Annotated in this window: 19 protein-coding genes and 1 pseudogene; 17 read left to right on the top strand and 3 right to left on the bottom strand. The window is 74.6% G+C overall.

Translation table 11 applies throughout. The annotated features are described in order from the left end of the window. The 13 genes and pseudogenes from E4P40_RS11540 to E4P40_RS11480 form a co-directional block, all read left to right on the top strand. Nucleotides 1-299 (top strand): annotated as a pseudogene (locus E4P40_RS11540) (hypothetical protein); the annotation flags it as partial. 90 nt (nt 300-389) lie between these two features. Next, on the top strand, nt 390-1,043 hold the full coding sequence (locus E4P40_RS11535; RefSeq protein WP_209305274.1) for a hypothetical protein: 654 nt from the start codon (nt 390-392) through the stop codon (nt 1,041-1,043). A gap of 4 nt (nt 1,044-1,047) precedes the next feature. Then, nucleotides 1,048-3,420 (top strand): hypothetical protein, encoded by a 2,373-nt coding sequence (locus tag E4P40_RS11530; RefSeq protein WP_135158774.1) that lies wholly within the window; start codon nt 1,048-1,050, stop codon nt 3,418-3,420. A 49-nt stretch (nt 3,421-3,469) separates the two neighbouring features. Next, nucleotides 3,470-3,964, top strand: a complete 495-nt coding sequence (locus E4P40_RS11525) for a sigma-70 family RNA polymerase sigma factor (RefSeq protein WP_135158773.1) — start codon at nt 3,470-3,472, stop codon at nt 3,962-3,964. Then, nucleotides 3,961-4,452 carry a hypothetical protein gene (locus tag E4P40_RS11520; protein ID WP_135158772.1) on the top strand — a complete coding sequence of 164 codons (492 nt, stop codon included), beginning with the start codon at nt 3,961-3,963 and terminating at the stop codon, nt 4,450-4,452. Before E4P40_RS11525 ends, E4P40_RS11520 begins: the two co-directional genes overlap by 4 nt. Nucleotides 4,453-4,514: 62 nt before the next feature. Then, complete coding sequence (locus E4P40_RS11515; RefSeq protein ID WP_135158771.1) at nt 4,515-5,060, top strand: hypothetical protein; 546 nt, start codon at nt 4,515-4,517, stop codon at nt 5,058-5,060. 79 nt (nt 5,061-5,139) lie between these two features. Continuing rightward, a complete protein-coding gene (locus E4P40_RS11510; protein WP_245160276.1) occupies nt 5,140-5,829 on the top strand; it encodes a dienelactone hydrolase family protein in 690 nt (229 codons plus the stop codon). Nucleotides 5,830-5,857: 28 nt separating this feature from the next. Then, on the top strand, nt 5,858-6,268 hold the full coding sequence (locus E4P40_RS11505; protein WP_245160275.1) for an ankyrin repeat domain-containing protein: 411 nt from the start codon (nt 5,858-5,860) through the stop codon (nt 6,266-6,268). A gap of 67 nt (nt 6,269-6,335) precedes the next feature. Beyond that, nucleotides 6,336-7,643 carry an AI-2E family transporter gene (locus E4P40_RS11500; RefSeq protein ID WP_135158769.1) on the top strand — a complete coding sequence of 436 codons (1,308 nt, stop codon included), beginning with the start codon at nt 6,336-6,338 and terminating at the stop codon, nt 7,641-7,643. Between the two features lie 121 nt (nt 7,644-7,764). Beyond that, nucleotides 7,765-8,028, top strand: a complete 264-nt coding sequence (locus tag E4P40_RS11495; protein WP_135158768.1) for a hypothetical protein — start codon at nt 7,765-7,767, stop codon at nt 8,026-8,028. Nucleotides 8,029-8,190: 162 nt separating this feature from the next. Then, entirely contained in the window at nt 8,191-8,610 is a 420-nt protein-coding gene (locus tag E4P40_RS11490; RefSeq protein WP_135158767.1) for a DUF350 domain-containing protein, read from the top strand. Nucleotides 8,611-8,745: 135 nt separating this feature from the next. Next, nucleotides 8,746-9,519, top strand: coding sequence for a 3-oxoacyl-ACP reductase FabG (fabG, locus tag E4P40_RS11485; protein ID WP_135158766.1), 774 nt, complete (start codon nt 8,746-8,748; stop codon nt 9,517-9,519). Between the two features lie 98 nt (nt 9,520-9,617). Then, nucleotides 9,618-10,244, top strand: a complete 627-nt coding sequence (locus E4P40_RS11480) for an SGNH/GDSL hydrolase family protein (protein ID WP_135158765.1) — start codon at nt 9,618-9,620, stop codon at nt 10,242-10,244. A 21-nt stretch (nt 10,245-10,265) separates the two neighbouring features. On the opposite strand, the gene E4P40_RS11475 is transcribed toward E4P40_RS11480, so the two are convergent. Next, nucleotides 10,266-13,127: an FAD-binding and (Fe-S)-binding domain-containing protein gene (locus tag E4P40_RS11475; RefSeq protein ID WP_135158764.1), complete on the bottom strand. Its 2,862-nt coding sequence runs from the start codon at nt 13,125-13,127 to the stop codon at nt 10,266-10,268. 62 nt (nt 13,128-13,189) lie between these two features. On the opposite strand from E4P40_RS11475, the gene E4P40_RS11470 reads away from it, so the two are divergent. The 3 genes from E4P40_RS11470 (at nt 13,190) to E4P40_RS11460 (ending at nt 17,512) form a co-directional block, all read left to right on the top strand. Further along, the gene (locus tag E4P40_RS11470) at nt 13,190-13,900 is read left to right on the top strand and encodes a DUF6544 family protein (protein ID WP_135158763.1); all 711 of its coding nucleotides are present in this window, start codon (nt 13,190-13,192) and stop codon (nt 13,898-13,900) included. Between the two features lie 106 nt (nt 13,901-14,006). Beyond that, the gene (locus E4P40_RS11465; protein ID WP_135158762.1) at nt 14,007-16,418 is read left to right on the top strand and encodes a phosphoketolase family protein; all 2,412 of its coding nucleotides are present in this window, start codon (nt 14,007-14,009) and stop codon (nt 16,416-16,418) included. Then, the gene (locus E4P40_RS11460; RefSeq protein WP_135158761.1) at nt 16,415-17,512 is read left to right on the top strand and encodes an acetate/propionate family kinase; all 1,098 of its coding nucleotides are present in this window, start codon (nt 16,415-16,417) and stop codon (nt 17,510-17,512) included. Before E4P40_RS11465 ends, E4P40_RS11460 begins: the two co-directional genes overlap by 4 nt. Before the next feature lie 15 nt (nt 17,513-17,527). Here E4P40_RS11460 and E4P40_RS11455 read toward each other — a convergent pair whose 3' ends face one another. Continuing rightward, the gene (locus E4P40_RS11455; RefSeq protein WP_135158760.1) at nt 17,528-17,926 is read right to left on the bottom strand and encodes a cupin domain-containing protein; all 399 of its coding nucleotides are present in this window, start codon (nt 17,924-17,926) and stop codon (nt 17,528-17,530) included. 206 nt (nt 17,927-18,132) lie between these two features. Here E4P40_RS11455 and E4P40_RS11450 point away from each other — a divergent pair, with 206 nt between their 5' ends. Then, nucleotides 18,133-19,569 carry an MFS transporter gene (locus E4P40_RS11450; RefSeq protein ID WP_135158759.1) on the top strand — a complete coding sequence of 479 codons (1,437 nt, stop codon included), beginning with the start codon at nt 18,133-18,135 and terminating at the stop codon, nt 19,567-19,569. Here the strand turns inward: E4P40_RS11450 and E4P40_RS11445 are convergent. After that, a complete protein-coding gene (locus tag E4P40_RS11445) occupies nt 19,511-20,296 on the bottom strand; it encodes a hypothetical protein (protein ID WP_167762190.1) in 786 nt (261 codons plus the stop codon). The two genes, E4P40_RS11450 and E4P40_RS11445, sit on opposite strands and share 59 nt — an antisense overlap. Nucleotides 20,297-20,304: the final 8 nt, after the last annotated feature.

Raw genomic sequence — 20,304 nt, 5'->3', positions numbered from 1 at the left:
TCGCCACGGCCGTCCTGCGGGCGGCCGATCCGGCCCAGGTCGGCGTGGCCGGCGGGCCGCAGGACCCGACCATCCTGCGCGGGGGCGCCTGGATCGGCGTCCTCGAGCGGGCGGCGATCGCCGGCGCCCTGCTCACGGGCTCGGCCGAGGCGCTGGTCGCCGTCACCGCGGTCAAGGGCCTCGGCCGCTTCGCCGAGCTGCGAGCCCCGGCCGCCGCCGAGCGGTTCATCGTGGGCACCCTGGCCAGCGGCCTCTGGGCGGCCGGCTGCGTCGGCGTCGCGCTCCTGATCCGCGCCTGAGGGTCGCCCGTTCGAGTGGTCCCGCCGTCGGCGCGTGTGCGCGGGACCGGGGCCGGGCACCGGCGTCCGGAACCCCACCGAGGAGGCCTTGTGAGCCAGTACCCGACCGACAACGTGGCACCGCGACCGCTCTCGCCCGAGGAACTGGCCGCCGAGACCGGCGCCGCGCTCCCGGACAAGGAGGTCATCTCGCTGCTCGACCTCAACGCCGACGTCGACCTCGCCCTCGACGCCGCGGCCCCGATCGACCTCGCCGTCGCGGCCAACGCCAACGTGGCCGCGCCGATCGACGCGGCCGTCGGCGCCAACGTGCTCTCCAGCGGGTCGACGGCGCAGGCGCTCGCGGACCAGGGCGTGCTCATCGACCAGGGCATCACCGGCGAGGCCAACGCCGAGGCCCTGCAGGACAGCACCATCGACCAGGGGGACGACACCGTCGGCGAGCCCGCACCGGCTCCCGCGCCGACCGACGGCGTCACCGAGACCGTGGGCGACCCGCTGTCGGGCGACCTCCTCGACGTGAACGTCGACCTCGCCGCCGACCTCGACCTCGCGGCGCCCATCGGCGGAGCGGTCGCGGCCAACGCCAACGTCGCGGCGCCCATCGACGCCGCCGTGGCGGCCAACGTCGGCTCGATCGATTCCTCCGCGACCGCGGTGGCCCAGCAGGACGCGCTGATCACGCAGAACATCGACGCGGACGCGAATGCGGCGACGGACCAGCAGTCCGACATCAGCCAGTGACCGGATGAGCGACACCCGGCCCATCGCAGTCCCCGTCGGACCCGGTGGGGACGGCGGGCCGGGCACCGGCGCCGAGGTCCTCGAGCGGGCCTCGGGCGTCGAGCTCCTCGGCGAGGTGCCCGGTTCGGGTTACCGCACGCCTCCGGCGCTGGCCCGTCGCGGCGACGGGCAGGTCCTCCAGCTGACACCGCTGCTGTACCAGCTGCTGGCCGCCGTCGACGGGCGTCGAAGCGTCGACGAGGTGGCCGAGGAGGTCGGCCGCAGCTCGGGACGCCTGGTCACCGCCGCGAACGTCCAGCAGCTCGTGGCCGCGACCCTGCGGCCGCTCGGCCTGCTGCGGACGGCCGACGGCAACGAGCCCGAGCTCCGCCGCTCCGACCCGCTCCTGGCACTGAGGTTCCGCCGCGTCGTCACCGACCCGACCGTCACCCGGCGGGTCACCGCACCGTTCGCCGCGCTCTTCACCCCGCTCCTGGTCGTCCCGGTCGTGCTCGCCTTCGGCGCGGTCTCGGCCTGGGTGCTCTTCGACCAGGGGCTCGCCGCGGCGACGGCCCAGGCCTTCGCCAACCCGGCGCTGTTCCTCACCGTCGTGGCGGTGACGGTCCTGTCGGCCGGATTCCACGAGTTCGGGCACGCCGCCGCCGCCCGCTACGGCGGGTCCACCCCGGGCGCCATGGGCTTCGGCATCTACCTGTTCTGGCCGGCCTTCTACACCGACGTGACCGACAGCTACCGCCTCGGCCGGGCGGGGCGGGTGCGGACCGACCTCGGCGGGCTCTACTTCAACGCCCTCGTGGTGCTGGCCAGCTTCGCCGTCTGGTGGGCGACCGGCTGGCACGCCGTCCTCCTGATCGTCGCCACCCAGGTGCTGCAGATGATCCGGCAGCTGCTGCCCCTGCTGCGCTTCGACGGCTACCACGTGCTCGCCGATCTCACCGGCGTCCCCGACCTGTACCAGCGGATCGGGCCGGTCATGAAGGGCCTGCTGCCCGGTCGCGGACAGCCCGAGGCAACCGCGCTCACGACGTGGGCACGGGTCGTGATCGTCGCCTGGATCGTCGTCGTGGTGCCGCTCATGGGGGTGTCGTTGCTGCTGATGGCGCTCGCCCTGCCCCGGCTGCTGGCCACCGCCTGGACGTCGGTGCAGGAGCAGGCCACCCGGATGGGCGAGGCGTTCGGCGACGGCGACGTGCTCGCGGTCCTGGCCAGGGTGCTCGGCATCGTCGCCGTCGTGATCCCCCTGCTGGGCATCGGCTACGTCCTGCTGCGGCTGGTCCGGAAGACCGCCGCCGGCGTCTGGCGGCGCACCGACGGCCGTCCTGTACGGCGGGCGCTGGCCGCCCTCCTCGCCGCCGCGCTGGTCGCGGGCCTGGCCTGGTCCTGGTGGCCGTCCGACGGCCGGTACCGCCCGGTGCGCGCCTGGGAGGGCGGCACGGTGCTGGACGTCGTGACTGCGTCGAGCAGCAGCGCCCTCGAGGAGGGTTCCCGCGGCAGCGCCGCAACCATCTGGCCCGAGGACGCGGGGCCCCTGCCCACCGCCGACGCCCCGGCCCTCGCGATGGTGCTGGTGCCGGCGTCGCACGGGGTCGGGGAGGGGGAGACGAGCGCTACCGGCGAGGGCGGGGCGGCGCCGACCTGGGTGTTCCCGTTCGACCGGCCGTTGCCGCCCGGCGAGGGGGACAACCAGGCGCTCGCGGTCAACACCGAGGACGGCTCGGTCCGCTACGACGTCGCGTTCGCCCTGGTGTGGGCGAACGAGGACACGGTCACCAACACCAACGAGGCCTATGCGTTCGCCAGCTGCCGCGACTGCCGCACCGTGGCGGTGGCGTTCCAGGTCGTGCTCCTCGTCGGCGAGGCCGATGTCGTGGTGCCGCAGAACCTGGCCGGGGCCGTGAACTACGCCTGCCTCGAGTGCGTGACCTACGCGCTGGCGACCCAGCTGGTCGTGACCCTGCCAGGTCCGCTCGGCGAGGCCGGGATGGCGGAGCTGGCCGCCATCTGGGAGGAGCTGCGGCAGTTCGGCGAGCAGATCGAGGACGTCCCCCTGGCCGAGCTCCGGGACCGGCTGACCGAGTACGAGTCCCGCATCCTCGACGTGGTGCGGCAGCACGCGCAGGTGTCCGAGCCCCCGGCCGAGGCGGAGGAGACGGAGCCGGCTCCGTCCGAGAGCGAACCGGCGACGACCACGGACGGCGGCCGGGACGGCGGCGGGGACGGCGGAGCGGAGCCGGCCGAGGGGACGGCGGGATCGGCCGCGCCCACCGGCAGCTCGTCGCCGGCGACCGGGTCCGCCCCCGCGGGCGGGTCGACGACGGAGAGCACGGCCGGTACGGACTCCGCGACCTCGCCGAGCGCCGCGACTCCCTCGGGCTGAACCGCCGCCGCTCGGAGAGAAGCAGGGCCGGTCCGGACACACTTCCTCCGTGACGGCTGCGCAGCGCGACCCCGCCCGGGGACGGCGGTTCGAGGACCTGGCCGCGGCCGTCTACGAGCCGCTGCTGCGGTACCTGCGCCGGCGCACCGACCCGGCGACCACCGACGACGTCCTCGGCGACGTCCTGCTCGTCCTCTGGCGTCGGCTGGAGGACGTGCCTCCGGAGCTGCCCCGGCCCTACGCCTACGGGGTGGCGCGCGGCTGCCTGGCCAACAGCCGGCGGGGCACCGTCCGCCAGGAGCGGGTCGCACACCGCCTCGCGAGGCAGCGGCCGGACGGCGGGGATCCGGCGGACGGCGTCCTCACCGAGGCGCTGGACGCGCTGCCGCAGGCCGACCGCGAGCTGCTGTGCCTCCGGGCCTGGGAGCAGCTCCCGCCCCGCGGGCTGCGCACCCGGCTGTCCCTGATCGACCCGGCGGCCGCCGGGGATCCCATCGACCCCGGACGGGCCCGCGGGCCCGGGAACTGGTGGCACGCGCCATGAGCAGCCCCGTGCAGACCCCCGAGACAGCGCCCGACCGCCGTCCCGTCCTGCTCGCCGCGGCCGGCGGAGCCGCCGCGGCGGTGGTGGGCCTCCTCGTGCTCGGCGGGGGCGACGGCGGCGACGCCGGAGGGGACGGCGCACCGGCCACCCTGTCGCTGTCGCTGCCCCCCGCCGACGTCGCGGCGTCCTGCGTGCAGTTCGACGTGCAGTTCCTCGCCGGGATGCCGGTGGCCCTGGCGGGCACGGTGACGGCGGTCGGGGCGGACCGGGTCACCCTCGACGTCGACCGGTGGTACCGGGGCGGGTCCGCCGACGCCGTCACCATCGCCGTCCCGGTGAACAGCTCCGCCGCACTGGACGGCGTGGACTTCCGGGACGGCGAGCGGTACCTCGTGACCGCGACCGACGGCACCGTCAACGGCTGCGGCTTCAGCGGACCGGCGGACGGTCAGCTCGAGCGCGCCTTCGAGGAGGCCTTCGGCGGCTGAGCGCCGACGGCCCGGACCGGGGAGAATGAGGGCGTCGCCTGTCGTCGTCCCCTGGAGGCCCCGTGTCCGAGTCGTCCGCAGCCGGTGCCCTGCGCAACCCCGAGCTCCTGGGCATCTACTGCAACGACCACCTGGCCGCCGCCACGGGAGGGATCGAGCTGGTCAGCCGGATGCTCGGCCGGCACCGCGGCAGCGCCTACGAGCCACGTCTGGAGCAGTTGCTGAACGAGCTCCGGGAGGAGCGCAGCGTCCTCCGATCGTCCATGGCGGCCCTGGACATCCCGGTCCGCCAGTACAAGCAGATCGCATCGTGGATCGGGGAGAAGCTGTCCCGGGCCAAGCTGAACGGGCACGTGCTGTCGCGCTCGCCGCTCAGCGACCTCGTCGAGTTCGAGTTCATCGCGACGGCCGTCCTGGCCAAGCGCGCCGGCTTCGAGACGCTCCGCGAGGTCGCCGCCGTCGAGTCCCGGCTCGACGAGGCCGCCCTGGAGCGGATGATCGCGCAGGCCGACAAGCAGCACGACTGGCTCGCCGACGTCCGGCGCGAGGTCGCGGCGGGCGTCTTCGGCGGTTCCCCCGGCCCGGCGGACGCCGCGGCCGACAGCTGAGGCGCCGCCGCCCATGTGCCACGACCACGACAGTCGCCCGCCCGCGCCGCCGAGGACCGGGAGCGTCCGCGAACGCGGCATGGTGACCCTGTCCTCGTCCGACGGGACGGAGTTCTCCGCCGCCTACGCAGCGCCGGGGGAGGAGGCCCGCGTGGGGGTCGTCGTCCTTCCGGACGTCCGCGGGCTGCACCCGTACTACGTCGCCCTCGCGGAGCGGTTCGCCGAGACCGGCGCGGCGGCGGTGGCGATCGACTGGTTCGGCCGCACCGCCGGGGTCTGCGGTGGCTCGGGCACGCGGGAGGCCGGGTTCGAGTGGCAGGCACACATCCCGCAGACCACCCCGGAGGCCATCGACGCCGACATCGACGCAGCCATCGCCTACCTGCGCGAGCGCACCTCCGCCGACCTGCCGGTGGTCACCGTGGGTTTCTGCTTCGGCGGCAGCCACTCCTGGCGGCAGGCCGGGGGAGACCTGGACCTGGCCGGGTGCGCCGGCTTCTACGGCAAGCCCTCGATGGTCGGCCCCGCCGCGGCACGGGCCCACCGGCCCACGGTGATGGTCATCGCCGGCGCCGACGCGGCCACGCCCGTGGCCGAGCAGCTCGCGCTGGCCGACACGATGCGGTCGGGTGGCGCCGAGGTCGACGCCGCCGTCTACGAGGGGGCCCCGCACTCGTTCTTCGACCGCGCCCACGACGAGTGGGCCGAGGCCTGCCAGGACGCCTGGGGACACGTCCTCGCGCTCACCGACCGGGTGGCGTCCCGCTGATTCCGGCCGGTCCTCCTAGGCTGGCCCCGTGACGGACGCGGGAGCGGGGCAGCCGATCGACCCGGGGGTCGTCGAGCTGGCGGGGCGGATGTTCGACCTGGCCCGCGGCGGGCACGCGGACGAATTGGCTGCCTACGTCGACGCCGGCGTCCCGGCCAACCTCACCAACGACAAGGGCGACACACTCCTCATCCTGGCCGCCTACCACGGCCACCCCCGGACGGTCGCCGCGCTGCTCGCCCGCGGCGCCGACCACTCCCGCGTCAACGACAGGGGACAGACCGCACTGGCAGCGGCGGTCTTCCGGCAGTCGGCCGAGACGACGAGCATGCTGTTGGACGCAGGGGCGGACCCGGATGCCGGCGGCCCGAGCGCCCGGGCGACCGCCGTCTTCTTCGAGCTACCGGCGATGGTCGAGCTCCTGGACGGCGCGCGGTAGCCGTTCCCGCCCGCGCATGCGGGGATGCGGGACGGGTACGGGGCGCAACGGCGGCGAGGAGGTGGGCATGGCGGTAGGGCCGGAGTCGACCGGAGCCGGGACGAAGGGTCCGCGGCGCATCCCGCGGGCCGACCCCGAGGTGACGTCCGTCCGCGAGCCGGCCGTCGAGCCCGCCGCCGACACCGGCTCGACCACGGCCGTCTCGACCGGCGCGGACCCGCAGGCCTCCGCCGGGATCCCGCGCTGGCTGATCGTGCTCGGCGGGATCGCTGCTGCGACGATCGCGGTCGCCGGTGTCCGCGCCGTCTCATGGCTCGTGGGGCCCGTGCTGCTGGCGCTCGTGGTCGTCGTCGCGCTGGCCCCCGTCCAGAGCTGGCTGCGACGCATGGGCGTCCCCCGGTGGCTGGCCACGACCGTCCTCCTGCTGCTGGTGTGGGCGGTGCTGCTGGCCTTCGTCGCGCTGCTCGTGGTCTCCGCCGCCCAGTTCGCCGCCCTGCTTCCTGACTACGCCGGGCGGGCGGAGATCCTCATCGGCCAGGTCGTCGCCGACCTCAACGACGCCGGCATCGTGTCGGGCCAGCTCTCCGACCTCGTGCGCCAGATCGACTACGCGCAGTTCGTCGGCGTCGCGACGGGCGTGCTCGGCCGGCTGACCAGCGCCGCCAGCACCCTGGTGCTGCTGCTGTCGGCCCTGGTGTTCATGTCCATCGAGTCCAGCGGCTTCGCCCGCCGGATGGCCCTGGTCGGCGCGGACCGCCCGCACCTGCCGGTGGCGATGACCCTCTTCGCCCAGGGCACGCGCAGCTACCTGCTGGTCAGCACGGTGTTCGGGGCCATCGTGGCCGTCGGTGACTGGATCGCGCTGTCGATCATCGGCGTTCCCGCGGCGGCGCTGTGGGGTCTGCTTGCGTTCGTCACCAACTACGTGCCGAACATCGGCTTCGTGCTGGGTGTGGTGCCCCCCGCGCTGCTCGGGCTCCTCGCCGGGGGCTGGGGCGAACTGGTCGCGATCATCGTCGTCTACTCGCTGCTCAACTTCGTCGTCCAGACGCTGATCCAGCCCCGCTTCGTCGGTGACTCGGTCGGTCTGTCGATGACGGTCACCTTCATCGCCCTGCTCTTCTGGGGATGGGTGCTCGGCGCCCTCGGTGCCCTGCTGGCCATCCCGCTCACGCTGCTGGTCAAGGCGCTCCTGGTCGATGTCGACCCCCGGGGACACTGGCTCGACGCGCTGTTGCGGGAGGAACCCAGGGCGCCGCGGACGATGCGCGCCAAGCGCCGGATGCACGCGCGGCGGGCCACGCTGGCCTCGGTCCGCCGGCTGCACCACCCCCGGCGGCCGGTCGCCGGGAACGCCCCGCCCGACGGCGGCTGACCGCCCGCTCCCGAGAGGCATCGCCGCAGCTCAGCGGGCCTTTCCGGGGAATGTCAGCCCCTCCTGGGACGTTCTCCTGACGAAGCGCCGCGCACTGCGCGCCGCGGGGAGGAGGCAGGACATGAAGGGCGATCGGATCGAGATCGTGATCGACGCGGGTGACGGCACCCGTACGTACGACATCACCGCGACGAGGGCCGGACGGCGGGTCGAGGTGAGCCACGGGCGCGGCGTGGTGGAGGTGACCGAGACGACCCGGGGCGGCACCCCGGTGCGGACGGCGCGCTTCATGGCCGGGCGCGTCCTCGCCCTGGTCGAGCACCCGGCTCCCCGACCGGCGCAGGAGGACGACGCCCCGGTCACGCCCCTGCGGCAGTCCGCCTGACAAAGGACCGCCCTGCCCCCCACCACTCGCAAGCTCGCGGCGGGTCCCTGCAGAGGGGCCGTTCCCGACATGCCTCCCGGTGGCCCGGTCCGTGCACACCGGGGCCGCGTGCGGTAGACCTGGCAGGCCTTTTACCGCGCCGTCCCCCGGAGGTCCTTTCCCGTGCTGCAGAGCATCGGCTTCGCCGCCGCCTACACCGGGGTCGGCATCGCGCTGCTGGTCCTCGGCTTCTACGTGCTCGATCTGCTCACTCCGGGCAATCTGGGCAGGCACATCTCCGAGAACCGCTCGCTGAACGCCGCCGTCACCCTCACGGGGGGCTTCCTCGGCCAGGGGGCGATCATCTTCGCCAGCATCTGGACGAACGCCACCAGCGGGTTCGGGCAGGCACTGCTCTACACCGTCGTCTTCGGCGTCCTCGGGGTCGTGCTCCAGGCCGTGGCGTTCGTGGCTCTCGACGTGCTCATCCCCGGGCGGCTGGGGCATCACCTGATGGAGCCCACCTTCCACCCCGCCAGCCTGGTCAGCGCCGCGGTGCAGCTCGCGGTCGCGGCGATCATCGTCGCCTCCATCTGGCCCTGACCGCCGCTGTCCGGGCGGCGTCCCGGACCATGTGACGGCGCCCTCCGGGCTCGGACGTACCGTATCGAGCGAGGCTCTGGCCCGCCGGCACGCGCCGCTGCGCGGCAGCCGGCACATCACACGAGAGGAACATCGATGAGCGAGGCAGGCACCACGGCGGCAGCGCGCGTGGCCATCGTCACGGGAGCGGCACGCGGCATCGGTGCCGCCACCGCCCTGCAGCTGGCCAGGGACGGGTTCGCCGTCGCAGTCCTCGACCTGGAGGAGGCCGCCGCCAAGGGCACCGTCGAGGCGATCGAGGCCGTCGGTGGCCGGGCCCTCGCGGTCGGCGCCGACGTCAGCGATGCCGAGCAGGTCCAGGCCGCCGTCGACCGCGTCGCGGCCGAGCTCGGTGGGCCGACCGTGCTGATCAACAATGCCGGCGTCACGCGCGACAACATGCTGTTCAAGATGACCGACCAGGACTGGGACGTCGTCATGAACGTGCACCTGCGCGGGGCGTTCCTCATGGCCCGGGCGGCACAGAAGTACATGATCGAGGCCAAGTGGGGCCGGATCGTCAACCTGTCCAGCGTCTCCGCCCTGGGCAACCGCGGCCAGGCCAACTACTCGACCGCCAAGGCCGGCCTGCAGGGCTTCACCAAGACCCTCGCCATCGAGCTCGGCAAGTTCGGCGTCACCGCCAACGCCATCGCCCCCGGCTTCATCCAGACCGAGATGACGAAGGCGACCGCCGAGCGCATGGGCATCCCGTTCGACGACTTCATCAAGGGTGCCGCCTCGCAGATCCCGGTGGCACGCGTCGGCCAGCCGGAGGACATCGCGAACCTGGTGTCGTTCTTCGTCAGCGAGGGCGCCGGCTTCGTGTCCGGCCAGGTCGTCTACGCCGCCGGCGGCCCGAAGGCCTGAGAAAGGACCCCCCTGCCCCCCGCCGCTCGCACGCTCGCGACCGGCCCGGCAGGGGGGCCTTCCGGCATACCTGCGGGCCCGTCGTCGTTGGAACGGCCGTGGAACGCACACCTCTCCGGCTGCTCCTCCTGGGTGACTCGATCGCCTACGGCACCGGCGCGCGGCGCGCCGACGACACCCTGGGCCGGCGGCTGACGACCGCACTCACCGCCGAGGGGTTCGACGTCGACCTGCACGTCCTGGCCGTGCCGGGTGCCCAGTCCTCCGACCTGGCCGCCCAGGTGCGCCGCGCGCAGCCACTGGACGGCGACCTCGCCGTCGTGGTCATCGGCGCCAACGACCTGGCCCGCTTCGTGCCGCCCGAGCAGGCCTCGGCCGCCCTCGCCGCGGCGGTCGCCGCGCTGCGGCGTGCGGGCACCGACGTGGTCGTCGTCCCAGCCCCGGACATGTCCTCGGTGCCCTTCGTCCCCCCGGCGTTCCGTCCCCTCGTCCAGGCGGCGTGCGCCCAGCTCCAGCGGCAGCAGGCGGCGGTGGCCGAGGCCGCGGGCGGATCGGTCGCACACATCGCCGCCGAGGTCGGCCAGGCCTTCACCGCCGACCCGGCGATGTTCTCCGGCGACCGCTTCCACCCGAGCTCGGCCGGCTACGCCCGCATCGCGGCAGCGCTCGCGCCGACGGTGGTCGCGGCCGCGCGGGCACGCCGGGACCGCGACGCCGCGGCCTGACGGCCTCCTGCAGGAAGGCCGTCAGTCGAGGCCGCGCGCCAGCAGCTCGGCCAGGTGCTGGCCGCGACGGCCGGCCAGCTGGTCGAGCTGGGTGCGGCACGAGAACCCGTCGGCGAGGACCACGGCATCCGGCGTCAGGTCCCGCACGGCCGGCAGCAGCTGCTGCTCGGCGATGGTGACCGACACGTCGTGGTGGCCCTTCTCCACGCCCCAGTTGCCGGCCAGCCCGCAGCAGCCGCCGAGCCGGGTGACGCGGGCACCGGCCCGGGCGAGCAGCGCGGCGTCCGCCGACCACCCGAGCACCGCCGCGTGGTGGCAGTGCGGCTGGGCGACGATCTCCGTCCCGGCGAGGGACGGCGGCTCCCACCCCGGGGTCGCCGTGAGCAGCTCGGCCAGCGTGCGGGTGGCGCGGGAGACCCGCTCCGCCTCCGGTCCGCCGACGATCTCCAGTGCCTCGCTCCGGAGCGCCGCCGTGCACGACGGCTCGACGCCCACGATGGGGATGCCGGCGTCGGCGAGCGGGACCAGGGCGGCGACCGTGGCGCCGAGGATCCTCCGGGCGGTGTCCAGCTGGCCGGTGGTGATCCAGGTCAGCCCGCAGCAGGTCTCGGCGCCGGGGACCTGCACCCGGTAGCCCGCGGACTCCAGCACCCGCGCGACGGCGTGTGCCACCTCCGGGGCGAAGTGGTCGGTGAACGAGTCCACCCAGAGCGCGACCGGCGCTCCGTCCCGCGCCGGGGACGGGCGGTCGCCCCATTGCTGGCGGAACGTCCGCGGGGCGAACGGCGGGACCTCCCGCCGCTGGTCCATCCCGGCCGACCACTTGGCGACCCGGCCGCCGAGCCGCGACGTGAGCACCGCGTTGACCAGCCGGGGTGCGCGGGCGGCGAGATCGGCCCACCGGGGGAGCCGGCCCAGCGTGTAGTGGGCCCGCGGCCTCACTCGCGGCACCAGTCGCCGCCGGTAGGTCTGGTGCAGCACCTCCGCCTTGTAGGAGGCCATGTCGACGCCGGTCGGGCAGTCGCGCGAGCAGCCCTTGCACGACAGGCACAGGTCGAGCGCGTCGTGCACCTCCGGTGACCGCCAGTCCCGCACGGGTCCGCCGGGCGCCAGCATCTCCTGCAGCACCCGCGCCCGCCCGCGGGTCGTGTCCTTCTCCTCCCGGGTGGCCGGCCAGGACGGGCACATGACGCCGCCGGCCGACGCGAGGTCCGCGCGGCACTTGCCGACCCCCGTGCAGCGGTGGACGGCCGCGGAGAAGTCGCCGCCGTCGTGCCGGTAGGCCAGCGCGAGGCGGTGCCGGTGGGCGGGGGCCGCGGCCATGCGGATGTCGTCGTCCAGCCGATCCGGGCGGACCAGAACGCCGGGGTTGAGCACGTCGTCCGGGTCGAAGAGTCCCTTGACCCGCTCGAAGAGCCCCAGGACGGCGGGGGAGTACATCAGCGGCAGGAGCTCGCTGCGGGCCCGGCCGTCGCCGTGCTCGCCCGACAGCGAGCCGCCGTACCCCGCGACCAGCCGGGCGGCGTCCTCGACGAAGGACCGGTAGCGGGCCCGTCCGCGATCGGGGCCGGAGCCGAACGGGAAGTCGATCCGCCCGTGCACGCACCCGTCGCCGAAGTGGCCGTACGGCACGCACTGCAGACCGTGCTCGAGCAGCAGGGCATCGAAGTCGCGCAGGTAGGCGCCGAGCCGTTCGACCGGGACCGCGGCGTCCTCCCATCCGGCGTGGGCAGGGTGCCCGTCGCTCGTTCGTGCGGCGAGCCCTGCGCCGTCCTCCCGGATGCGCCAGATCGCGGCGGCCTCCCCCACGTCCGTGACGACGAGCGAGTCCAGGGCACCGGCGTCGGCGAGCACGCCGCGGGCCAAGCTCGCGACCTCCGCCTCGCTGTCGCCGGTCAGCTCCACCACCAGCCACGCGTCGCCGCGCGGGAGGTCGGGGACGACGGCGGCCGGCACGTCACGCAGGCGCTGGACCATCCGCGCGTCGAGGCCCTCGACCGCGGTCGGTCCGTGGGGGAGGAGCGCCGGGGTGGCATCGGCCGCCTCCGCCATCGTCGGGTAACCCAGCACGACCAGGCCGCGGAACGGCGCATCGGTGACGAGACGCACCGTGGCGCCCAGCACCACGGCGAGCGTGCCCTCGCTGCCGACGAGAGTCCGCGCCACGTCGAAGCCGCGCTCGGGCAGCAGGTGCTCGAGGGAGTAGCCGGACACCTGGCGGCCGAAGCGGCCGAGCTCCGTGCGGATCGTCGCCAGCTCCCCGTCGACCACCCGCTGGAGGTCGGCCAGGACGCCGTCGGGCGGGGTGCCCGGGCGCAGGTCCAGCCGGGTGCCGGACCCGGTGACGACGTCGAGGGCGACCACGTTGTCCGACGTCCGGCCGTAACCCAGCGCCCGCGAGCCGCAGGCGTTGTTGCCGATCATCCCGCCGATCGTGCAGCGGTTGTGCGTGCTCGGATCGGGGCCGAACCGCAGCGCGTACGGCCGGGCCGCCGTCTGCAGGGCGGCCTGGACGACGCCCGGCTCGACCCTCGCCGTCCGTTCCTCCGCGTCGATCTCCAGCACCCGCGACAGGTACCGGCTGGTGTCGAGGACGACCCCGGTGCCGACCGCGTTGCCGGCGATCGAGGTGCCTCCGCCGCGCGCGGTCAGCGGGACGCCGAGAGTCCGGCACACCTCGAGGACGGCGACCACCTCGTCGATGTGCCGCGGACGCACGACCGCGCGGGGAAGCACGCGGTAGAGCGAGGCGTCGGAGGAGTAGAGGGCCCGGGTCAGACCCGAGTCGTCGACGTCGGCGATCCCTGCTGTGCGCAGGGCGGCGACCAGGTCCGGCCCGGCGTCGTCGCGGCGCTGGTCAGGGCTGGGGGCGGTCGCCGTCATGAGGCGAGTCTCCGTCGCGCCCTCCGGGGCAGCCACCCCGCCCCCACTGCCATGCTGGCGGGGTGCGTGGGAACGGGGTGCCGGCCGGGCTGACGCCGCCGGTCGCCGAGGACTGGCGGTCGCTGACCTCGGGGAGTGAGGTGCCGCCCGGCTTCACCGGCGGGATGACGAGCGACCTCGCCGAGCCGGTGCGCCGGTGGCTGACCCGTGCGATCGACGAGGGGACACCGCGGGTGCGCGCGGTCGAGCTGCGCATGCACGGCGAGATCTTCCTCGGCCGGTGGAGCCCCTTCACCGCCGTCCAGCGGCTGTCGCTGACCCGGGGCTTCGTCTGGGCCGCCACCGCCCGGCTGCTCGGTCTGCCCATCCGCGGCTTCGACCGGTGGACCCGCGCGTCGGGGGAGATGCGGTGGCGGCTGTTCGGGATCGTGCCCGTGGCCTCGGCGGCGGGGGGCGACGTCACGCGCAGCGCGGCCGGTCGGCACGCCGGTGAGCTGCTGGTCGCCCTTCCGACAGCGGCGCTGAGCCCGGAGGTGCGGTGGCGGCCGCTGGACGCCGACCGGGCCGTGGCCGAGATCGCCGTCGGGGGGGACACGCAGGAGGTCACGATCAGCGTCGGCGCGGACGGCGCGTTGACCGCGCTGGGGATGCGGCGCTGGGGGCCGCTGGACCGGAAGACGTTCGGCGAGCAGCCGTTCGGCGCCACCCTCGACGGTGAGCTGGCCGTCGGCGGCCTCCGCGTCCCGAGGCACGTGACCGCCGGGTACGGCTAGGGCACGGATCGGTGGGCGGCGGGCCGGTTCATCCGCTGGACCGTGGACGGCCTGCGCCTCTGCTGATTGGCTCGGGCGGCACACCCCGAGCCGAGGGAGCGACGAGATGGACGCCGGCCCGCTGACCGAGGACGAGCTCACCGCGATCGACGCGTGGTGGCGGGCCGCGAACTACCTGTCGGTCGGGCAGATCTACCTGATGGCGAATCCGCTGCTCCGTGAGCCCCTGCGTCCGGAGCACATCAAGCCGCGCCTGCTCGGGCACTGGGGGACGACGCCCGGGCTGAACTTCCTCTACGCCCACCTCAACCGGGCCATCGCCGCCCGCGACCTCGACCTCATCTACGTGATGGGGCCGGGGCACGGCGGACCCGGCCCGGTCGCCGCCGCGTGGCTGGAGGGCACCTACAGCCAGGTCTACCCGGATGTCTCGCAGGACGCCGCCGGCATGGAGCGGCTGTTCACCCAGTTCTCCTTCCCGGGCGGCATCCCCAGCCACGTCGCGCCCGAGACCCCGGGTTCGATCCACGAGGGCGGCGAGCTCGGCTACGCCCTCGTCCACGCCTACGGCGCTGCGTTCGACAACCCCGACCTGGTCGTCGCGGCGGTCGTGGGGGACGGCGAGGCGGAGACCGGGCCGCTCGCGGCGAGCTGGCACGGGAACAAGTTCGCCGACCCCCGCACCGACGGGGCGGTCCTGCCGATCCTGCACCTCAACGGCTACAAGATCGCCAATCCGACCGTGCTGGCCCGCATCCCGCGGTCGGAGCTGCTGGAGCTGCTGCGCGGCTACGGCCACGAGCCCTACCTGGTGGAGGGCGAGGACCCGGCGACGATGCACCAGCAGTTCGCGGCGACCCTCGACCGCTGTCTCGACGAGATCGCCGGGATCCAGCGGCGGGCCCGGGAGGACGGCGGAACCGAACGGCCGCGCTGGCCGATGATCGTGCTGGCCTCGCCCAAGGGCTGGACCGGTCCGCAGGTCGTCGACGGCCTCCAGGTCGAGGGCACCTGGCGGGCGCACCAGGTGCCGTTCGCCAACGCCCGCGGCGACGACGGGCACCGCACGGTGCTGGAGGAGTGGCTGCGCAGCTACCGGCCCGAGGAGCTGTTCGACGCCGACGGCGTCCCGGTCGCCGCCGTCCGGGACCTCCATCCGGCCGGGACGCGGCGGATGAGCGCGAACCCCCACGCCAACGGCGGGGAGCTGCTCCAGCCCTTGCGGATGCCGGACTTCCGCGACTGCGCCGTCCCGGTCCCGGCACCGGGCACGGGAGCCGTCGAGTCCACCCGGGTGCTCGGCACGTTCCTCCGGGAGGTGATGCGCCGGAACATGACCACGTTCCGCGTGTTCAGCCCCGACGAGAACAACTCCAACCGCCTCGGCGCCGTCCTCGAGGTGACCGACCGGGCGTGGATGGCCGAGCGGCTGCCCGGCGACGACCACCTCGCGCCCGGCGGCCGGGTCATGGAGGTGCTCTCCGAGCACCTCTGCCAGGGCTGGCTGGAGGGCTACCTGCTCACCGGCCGGCACGGCTTCTTCTCCTGCTACGAGGCGTTCGTCCACGTCGTGGACTCGATGTTCAACCAGCACGCGAAGTGGCTGAAGACCACCAACGGCATTCCGTGGCGGCGGCCGATCGCCTCGCTGAACTACCTCCTGACGTCGCACGTCTGGCGGCAGGACCACAACGGGTTCTCCCACCAGGACCCCGGCTTCATCGACCACGTGGTGAACAAGAAGGCCGACGTCATCCGGGTCTACCTGCCGCCGGACGCGAACACCCTGCTGTCGGTGGCCGACCACTGCCTCCGCAGCCGGCAGTACGTCAACGTCATCGTCGCCGGGAAGCAGCCGGCTCTGCAGTACCTCGGCATCGACGACGCGGTCGAGCACGCCACCAAGGGCATCGGCATCTGGTCCTGGGCCAGCACCGACGCCGGCGTCGAGCCCGACGTCGTCCTCGGCTGCGCCGGGGACATCCCCACCATGGAGACCCTGGCCGCCGCCGAGCTCCTCCGCGGGCTGTTCCCCGACCTGAGGGTGCGGGTGGTCAACGTCGTGGACCTGATGCGGCTGCAGGACGAGCGGCAGCACCCGCACGGGCTCTCCGACGCCGAGTTCGACTCGCTGTTCACGCAGGACAAGCCCGTGATCTTCGCCTACCACGGCTATCCGTGGCTCATCCACCGGCTGACCTACCGGCGGACCAACCACGGGAACGTCCACGTCCGCGGATACGTCGAGGAGGGGACGACGACCACGCCGTTCGACATCTGCGTGATGAACGGGATCGACCGCTACGACCTCGCGATCGACGTCATCGACCGGGTGCCGCGGCTGCGGGCCATCGGTGCGCACGCCCGCGACCGGCTGCGCGACAAGCTCGCCGAGCACCGGCGGTACGTCCGCACGCACGGCGAGGACCTGCCGGAGATCCGCGACTGGCAGTGGAGCGGCACGCCGGGGCCGGCCACCTCCGGTGGGGACCCGCTGCGCGAACCGGTGGCCGGGTGAGGGTCCTCGTCGTCAACGCCGGGTCCAGCAGCCTCAAGCTCACCCGGCTGGACGACGACGGGGGCCGCACCTCCGCCGTCACGGTCGAGGAGTGGGAGGGCGAGGGGCACCTGGAGCCTCTCGCCGACTTCCTCCTCGGCTGCGGTGCGGTGGACGCGGTCGGGCACCGCGTGGTGCACGGCGGTCCGCGGCACACCGGGCCGGCCGTCGTCGACGGCGACGTGGTCGCCTACCTGGACTCGATCAGCCACCTGGCGCCGCTGCACAACCCGCGGGCGCTGGCCGGCATCCGGTCGGTGGGGGAGCTGCTGCCCGGGGTGCCGGCCGTGGCCGCCTTCGACACGACGTTCCACGCGACCCTGCCGCCCGCCGCCGCCACGTACGCCCTGCCGCGGGAATGGAACGAGCGCTGGGGCCTGCGTCGCTACGGCTTCCACGGGCTCTCGCACGCGTACGCCGCGCGACGGGGGGCCGACCTCGTCGGCCGGCCGGCAGCCGAGCTGCGGATCGTGTCGGCGCACCTGGGTGCGGGAGCGTCCCTGGCCGCGGTCCGGAGAGGTGTCTCGGTGGACACCACCATGGGGTTCACGCCGCTGGCGGGCCTGGTCATGAACACGCGGCCGGGCACCCTCGACCCCGGCCTGCTGCTCTGGCTGCTCGAGCACGCCCAGGTCCCGGAACCCGCGCTGAGCGACGTCCTGGAGCACCGATCAGGGCTGCGGGGACTGTCCGGGACGTCGGGCGACCTGCGGGACGTGCTCGCCGGCCGCGCCGGCGGCGACGAGGCGTGCCGGCTGGCGTTCGACGTCTACCTGCACCGGCTCGTGCGCGAAACGGCGGCGATGACCGCGGCCACCGGTGGCCTCGACCTGCTGGTCCTCACCGGCGGCGTGGGGGAGCACTCCCGGGAGGTCCGCGCGGACCTCGCCGCCGGCCTCGCGCACCTCGGCGTCGCGGTCGACCACGACCGCAACCGGGCGGCGACCGCGGACGCCGACATCAGCGGCGTCGGTGCCGCCGTGCGCACGGTCGTCGTCACCGCCCGGGAGGACCTGGAGATCCGCCGTCAGGTGCTCGGTCTGCTGGGCACCTGACGGCACATCCGGGGGTCAGGACGACGGCGGCTCGTCCTTGCCCTCCTCCTCCAGCCGGTCGGCCTCCTCCTTGGTCTTGTGCACCGCGCCGTCGGCGTGCTCCGGCGGCCCGTAGACGGTGTAGAGGATCAGCGGGTTGGCGCCGGTGTTCAAGAAGTTGTGCTTCTTGCCGGCCGGGACGACGACCAGGTCGCCCTGGGCCACGACCTTCTCCGACCCCGACACGATCGCCTTCCCCGTGCCGCTGACGAACGTGAGGATCTGGTCCACCTCGTGGACCTCCTCACCGATCTCGCCGTCCGGCGGGATGGTCATGATGACCAGCTGCGTGTGCTCGCCGGTCCAGAGGACGCGGCGGAAGTCAGGGCTCTTCTCGGCCTCGGTGGCGATCGTGTAGTGGATGACGGACGCCATGGACGGCGCTCCTCTCGTCGGGCCGGGAGTGACGTCCGGGCGGACCCGTGCCCGGACGTCGTGGTCCTGCCCGGGTCCTCGCGGAGTAGTCCTCGAAATGATCACAAACCTCCGACCGGTGGACAGGTCATCGGTGCGCTTTCCCTACCTGCACTGCTAGCTTCGCCTCGGTACGGAAATCAAACCAGGCCGACCGAGGAGCGCGCATGACCACGTCCGGGACCAGCGGTCCGCCACGAGGGACCGCCGGGGCGGCCGTCGCTCCGCCGACCGTGGGCGCCCCGGAGGCCGCCTCGCGGACGCTCGCCGTCGTGTCGGTCAGCACGCTGCTGGTCCTCGCCACCTTCGTCACGCCGCTGGCGACCGGCGCGCGCACCGCGGTCGCCTTCGGCACCGGGGTCGCCGGGCAGGCCTGGCTGCTCAGCGCGATGAGCGTGGGGCTCGCGGCGGCCCTGCTCGTCGCCGGTGCGGTCGCCGACCAGGTCGGGCGGCGACGCGTCTTCGTGGGAGGCCTCGGGCTGCTGGCCCTCGGTGCCGTCACCGCCGCGGCGGCGGGCTCGACCGGCGTGTTCCTGGCCGGCCGGCTGCTCGAGGGCGTCGGTGGAGCAGCGGTCCTCGCCTGCTCCCTGGGGCTCATCTCCTCGGCGTTCCCGCTCGGCCCGGCGCGTGCGCGCGCCGCGGCCGTCTGGGGAGCCAGCGTGGGCGCCGGGACCGGAGTCGGCGGGCTGCTCGCGGTCGCGGTCGACACCGGCGAGGGCTGGCGCGGCAGCTACGTCGTCACCGCCGTCCTGGCCGTGCTCCTCGCCGCAGCGGCGCGGCTGGTCCTGCTCCCGTCGGGGCCGTCGACCCGCCGGCCCATCGACGTCGCCGGACCCCTGCTGCTGGTCGCGGCCGTCACCTGCCTGCTGGTCGGCCTCGTGCAGACCCGGTCCGGCGGCGGACCCGTTCCCGTGCTGCTCTTCCTGCTGCTCGGTGCGGGGCTCGCGGCCGCGTTCGTGCTCGCCGAGCACCGGGTCGCGGCGCCGCTGATCGACCTGTCGCTGTTCCGGGTGCCCGGCTTCGTCGCCGCGGCCGTGGGCGCCTTCGTCACCGGCGCGGCCGTCGTCGGCGTCATGTCCTTCCTCGCCACCGTCGTGATGCGCGCCCTCGGCGGGAGCCTGCCGGCCGTGACGCTGCTGGTCGTCGTCTGGTCCGTGGTCTCCACCGTCACCGCGCTGGCGGTCCGGCTCATCCCGGCCTTCGACGGCCGCATCCTGCTGGCCGCCGGCCTGGCGCTGTCGGCGGCGGGCCTCGCCGCGCTCGCGGTCCTCGCCGAGGACGCCTCCGGCAACCGTCTGCTGCCCGGTCTGCTGGTGCTCGGGATCGGCTACGGGGCGGCCAACGCCGCGCTCGGCCGGGAGTCGGTCGCACACGTGCCGGCCCACCGCGCGGCGATGGGCAGCGGCGCCAACAACACCGCCCGCTACCTCGGCGCGGCCATCGGGGTCACCCTCGTCGTCCTGGTGACCGTGTCCGGCGCGCCGGCCGGAACGGCCGAGGGGCTGACCGGCGGCTGGAACGCCGCTGCACTCGGCGCCGCCGGGGTCAGCGCGGCTGGGGCACTGGCGGTGCTGCTGATCCGTCCGCGGCGGCTGCCGGACTGAGGACGGCGCGGCCCGACGCCGCGCGCTCGCGACGCAGCCGCACGAGTCCGGCGCCCACGAGCGTGACAGCGGTCAGCGTCGCCGTGCTCACGACGGTCCGGGGCGAGAGGGCGTCGACGGCGGCGAGCGCCTCCAGGACGGCGCACTCCGCGACGGCCGCCGTCCACACGACCGCCCCCGGCACCCGCCCTGCCCCGGCGATGTCGGAGAAGAGGAGCAGCTGGGTCAGGGCGAGAAGCGTGCCCAGCGCGGCGAAGCACCAGGTGGCCGCGCCGAGTGCGGGGCCGTAGGCGGAGCCCCCGATCAGCGGCAGTGCCCGTGACCCGAGGGCCGCGGTGGCCAGGGTGAGCGCCGCGCCGGAGGCGGCCACGAGGGCGAGCGCCGGCCCGAGCACCCGGTGCCGGCGGCCCGCGTCGGCGAGCCGGGGGAGGAGGACGACACCGACGCCCTGCGGCAGCCAGAATGCGACCTTCGCGACGATCGAGCCGACCGCGTACTCACCGGCCGCCAGCGCCGGGAGGTGGTGGCGCGCCAGGAGCAGGTCGAGGTTGAACAGCACCACGAAGCCGAGCAGGGCGGCCGACGCCCGGACGGTCGCCAGCGCGGGTGCCTGCACGTCCCGGTGCAGTCCCGGGCGGCCGCAGCCGGCCCAGCCGGCGAGCGCCCCGACGCCGGACCCGATCGTCATGCCGGCCAGGGCCGCGGTCGGCGAGCCGACCAGCAGCAACCCGAGGG

The sequence above is a fragment of the Blastococcus sp. CT_GayMR20 genome, from assembly GCF_004570345.1.
Note: the sequence above shows the minus strand (reverse complement) of the source record. Positions and strands in the feature narration are given on the sequence as shown.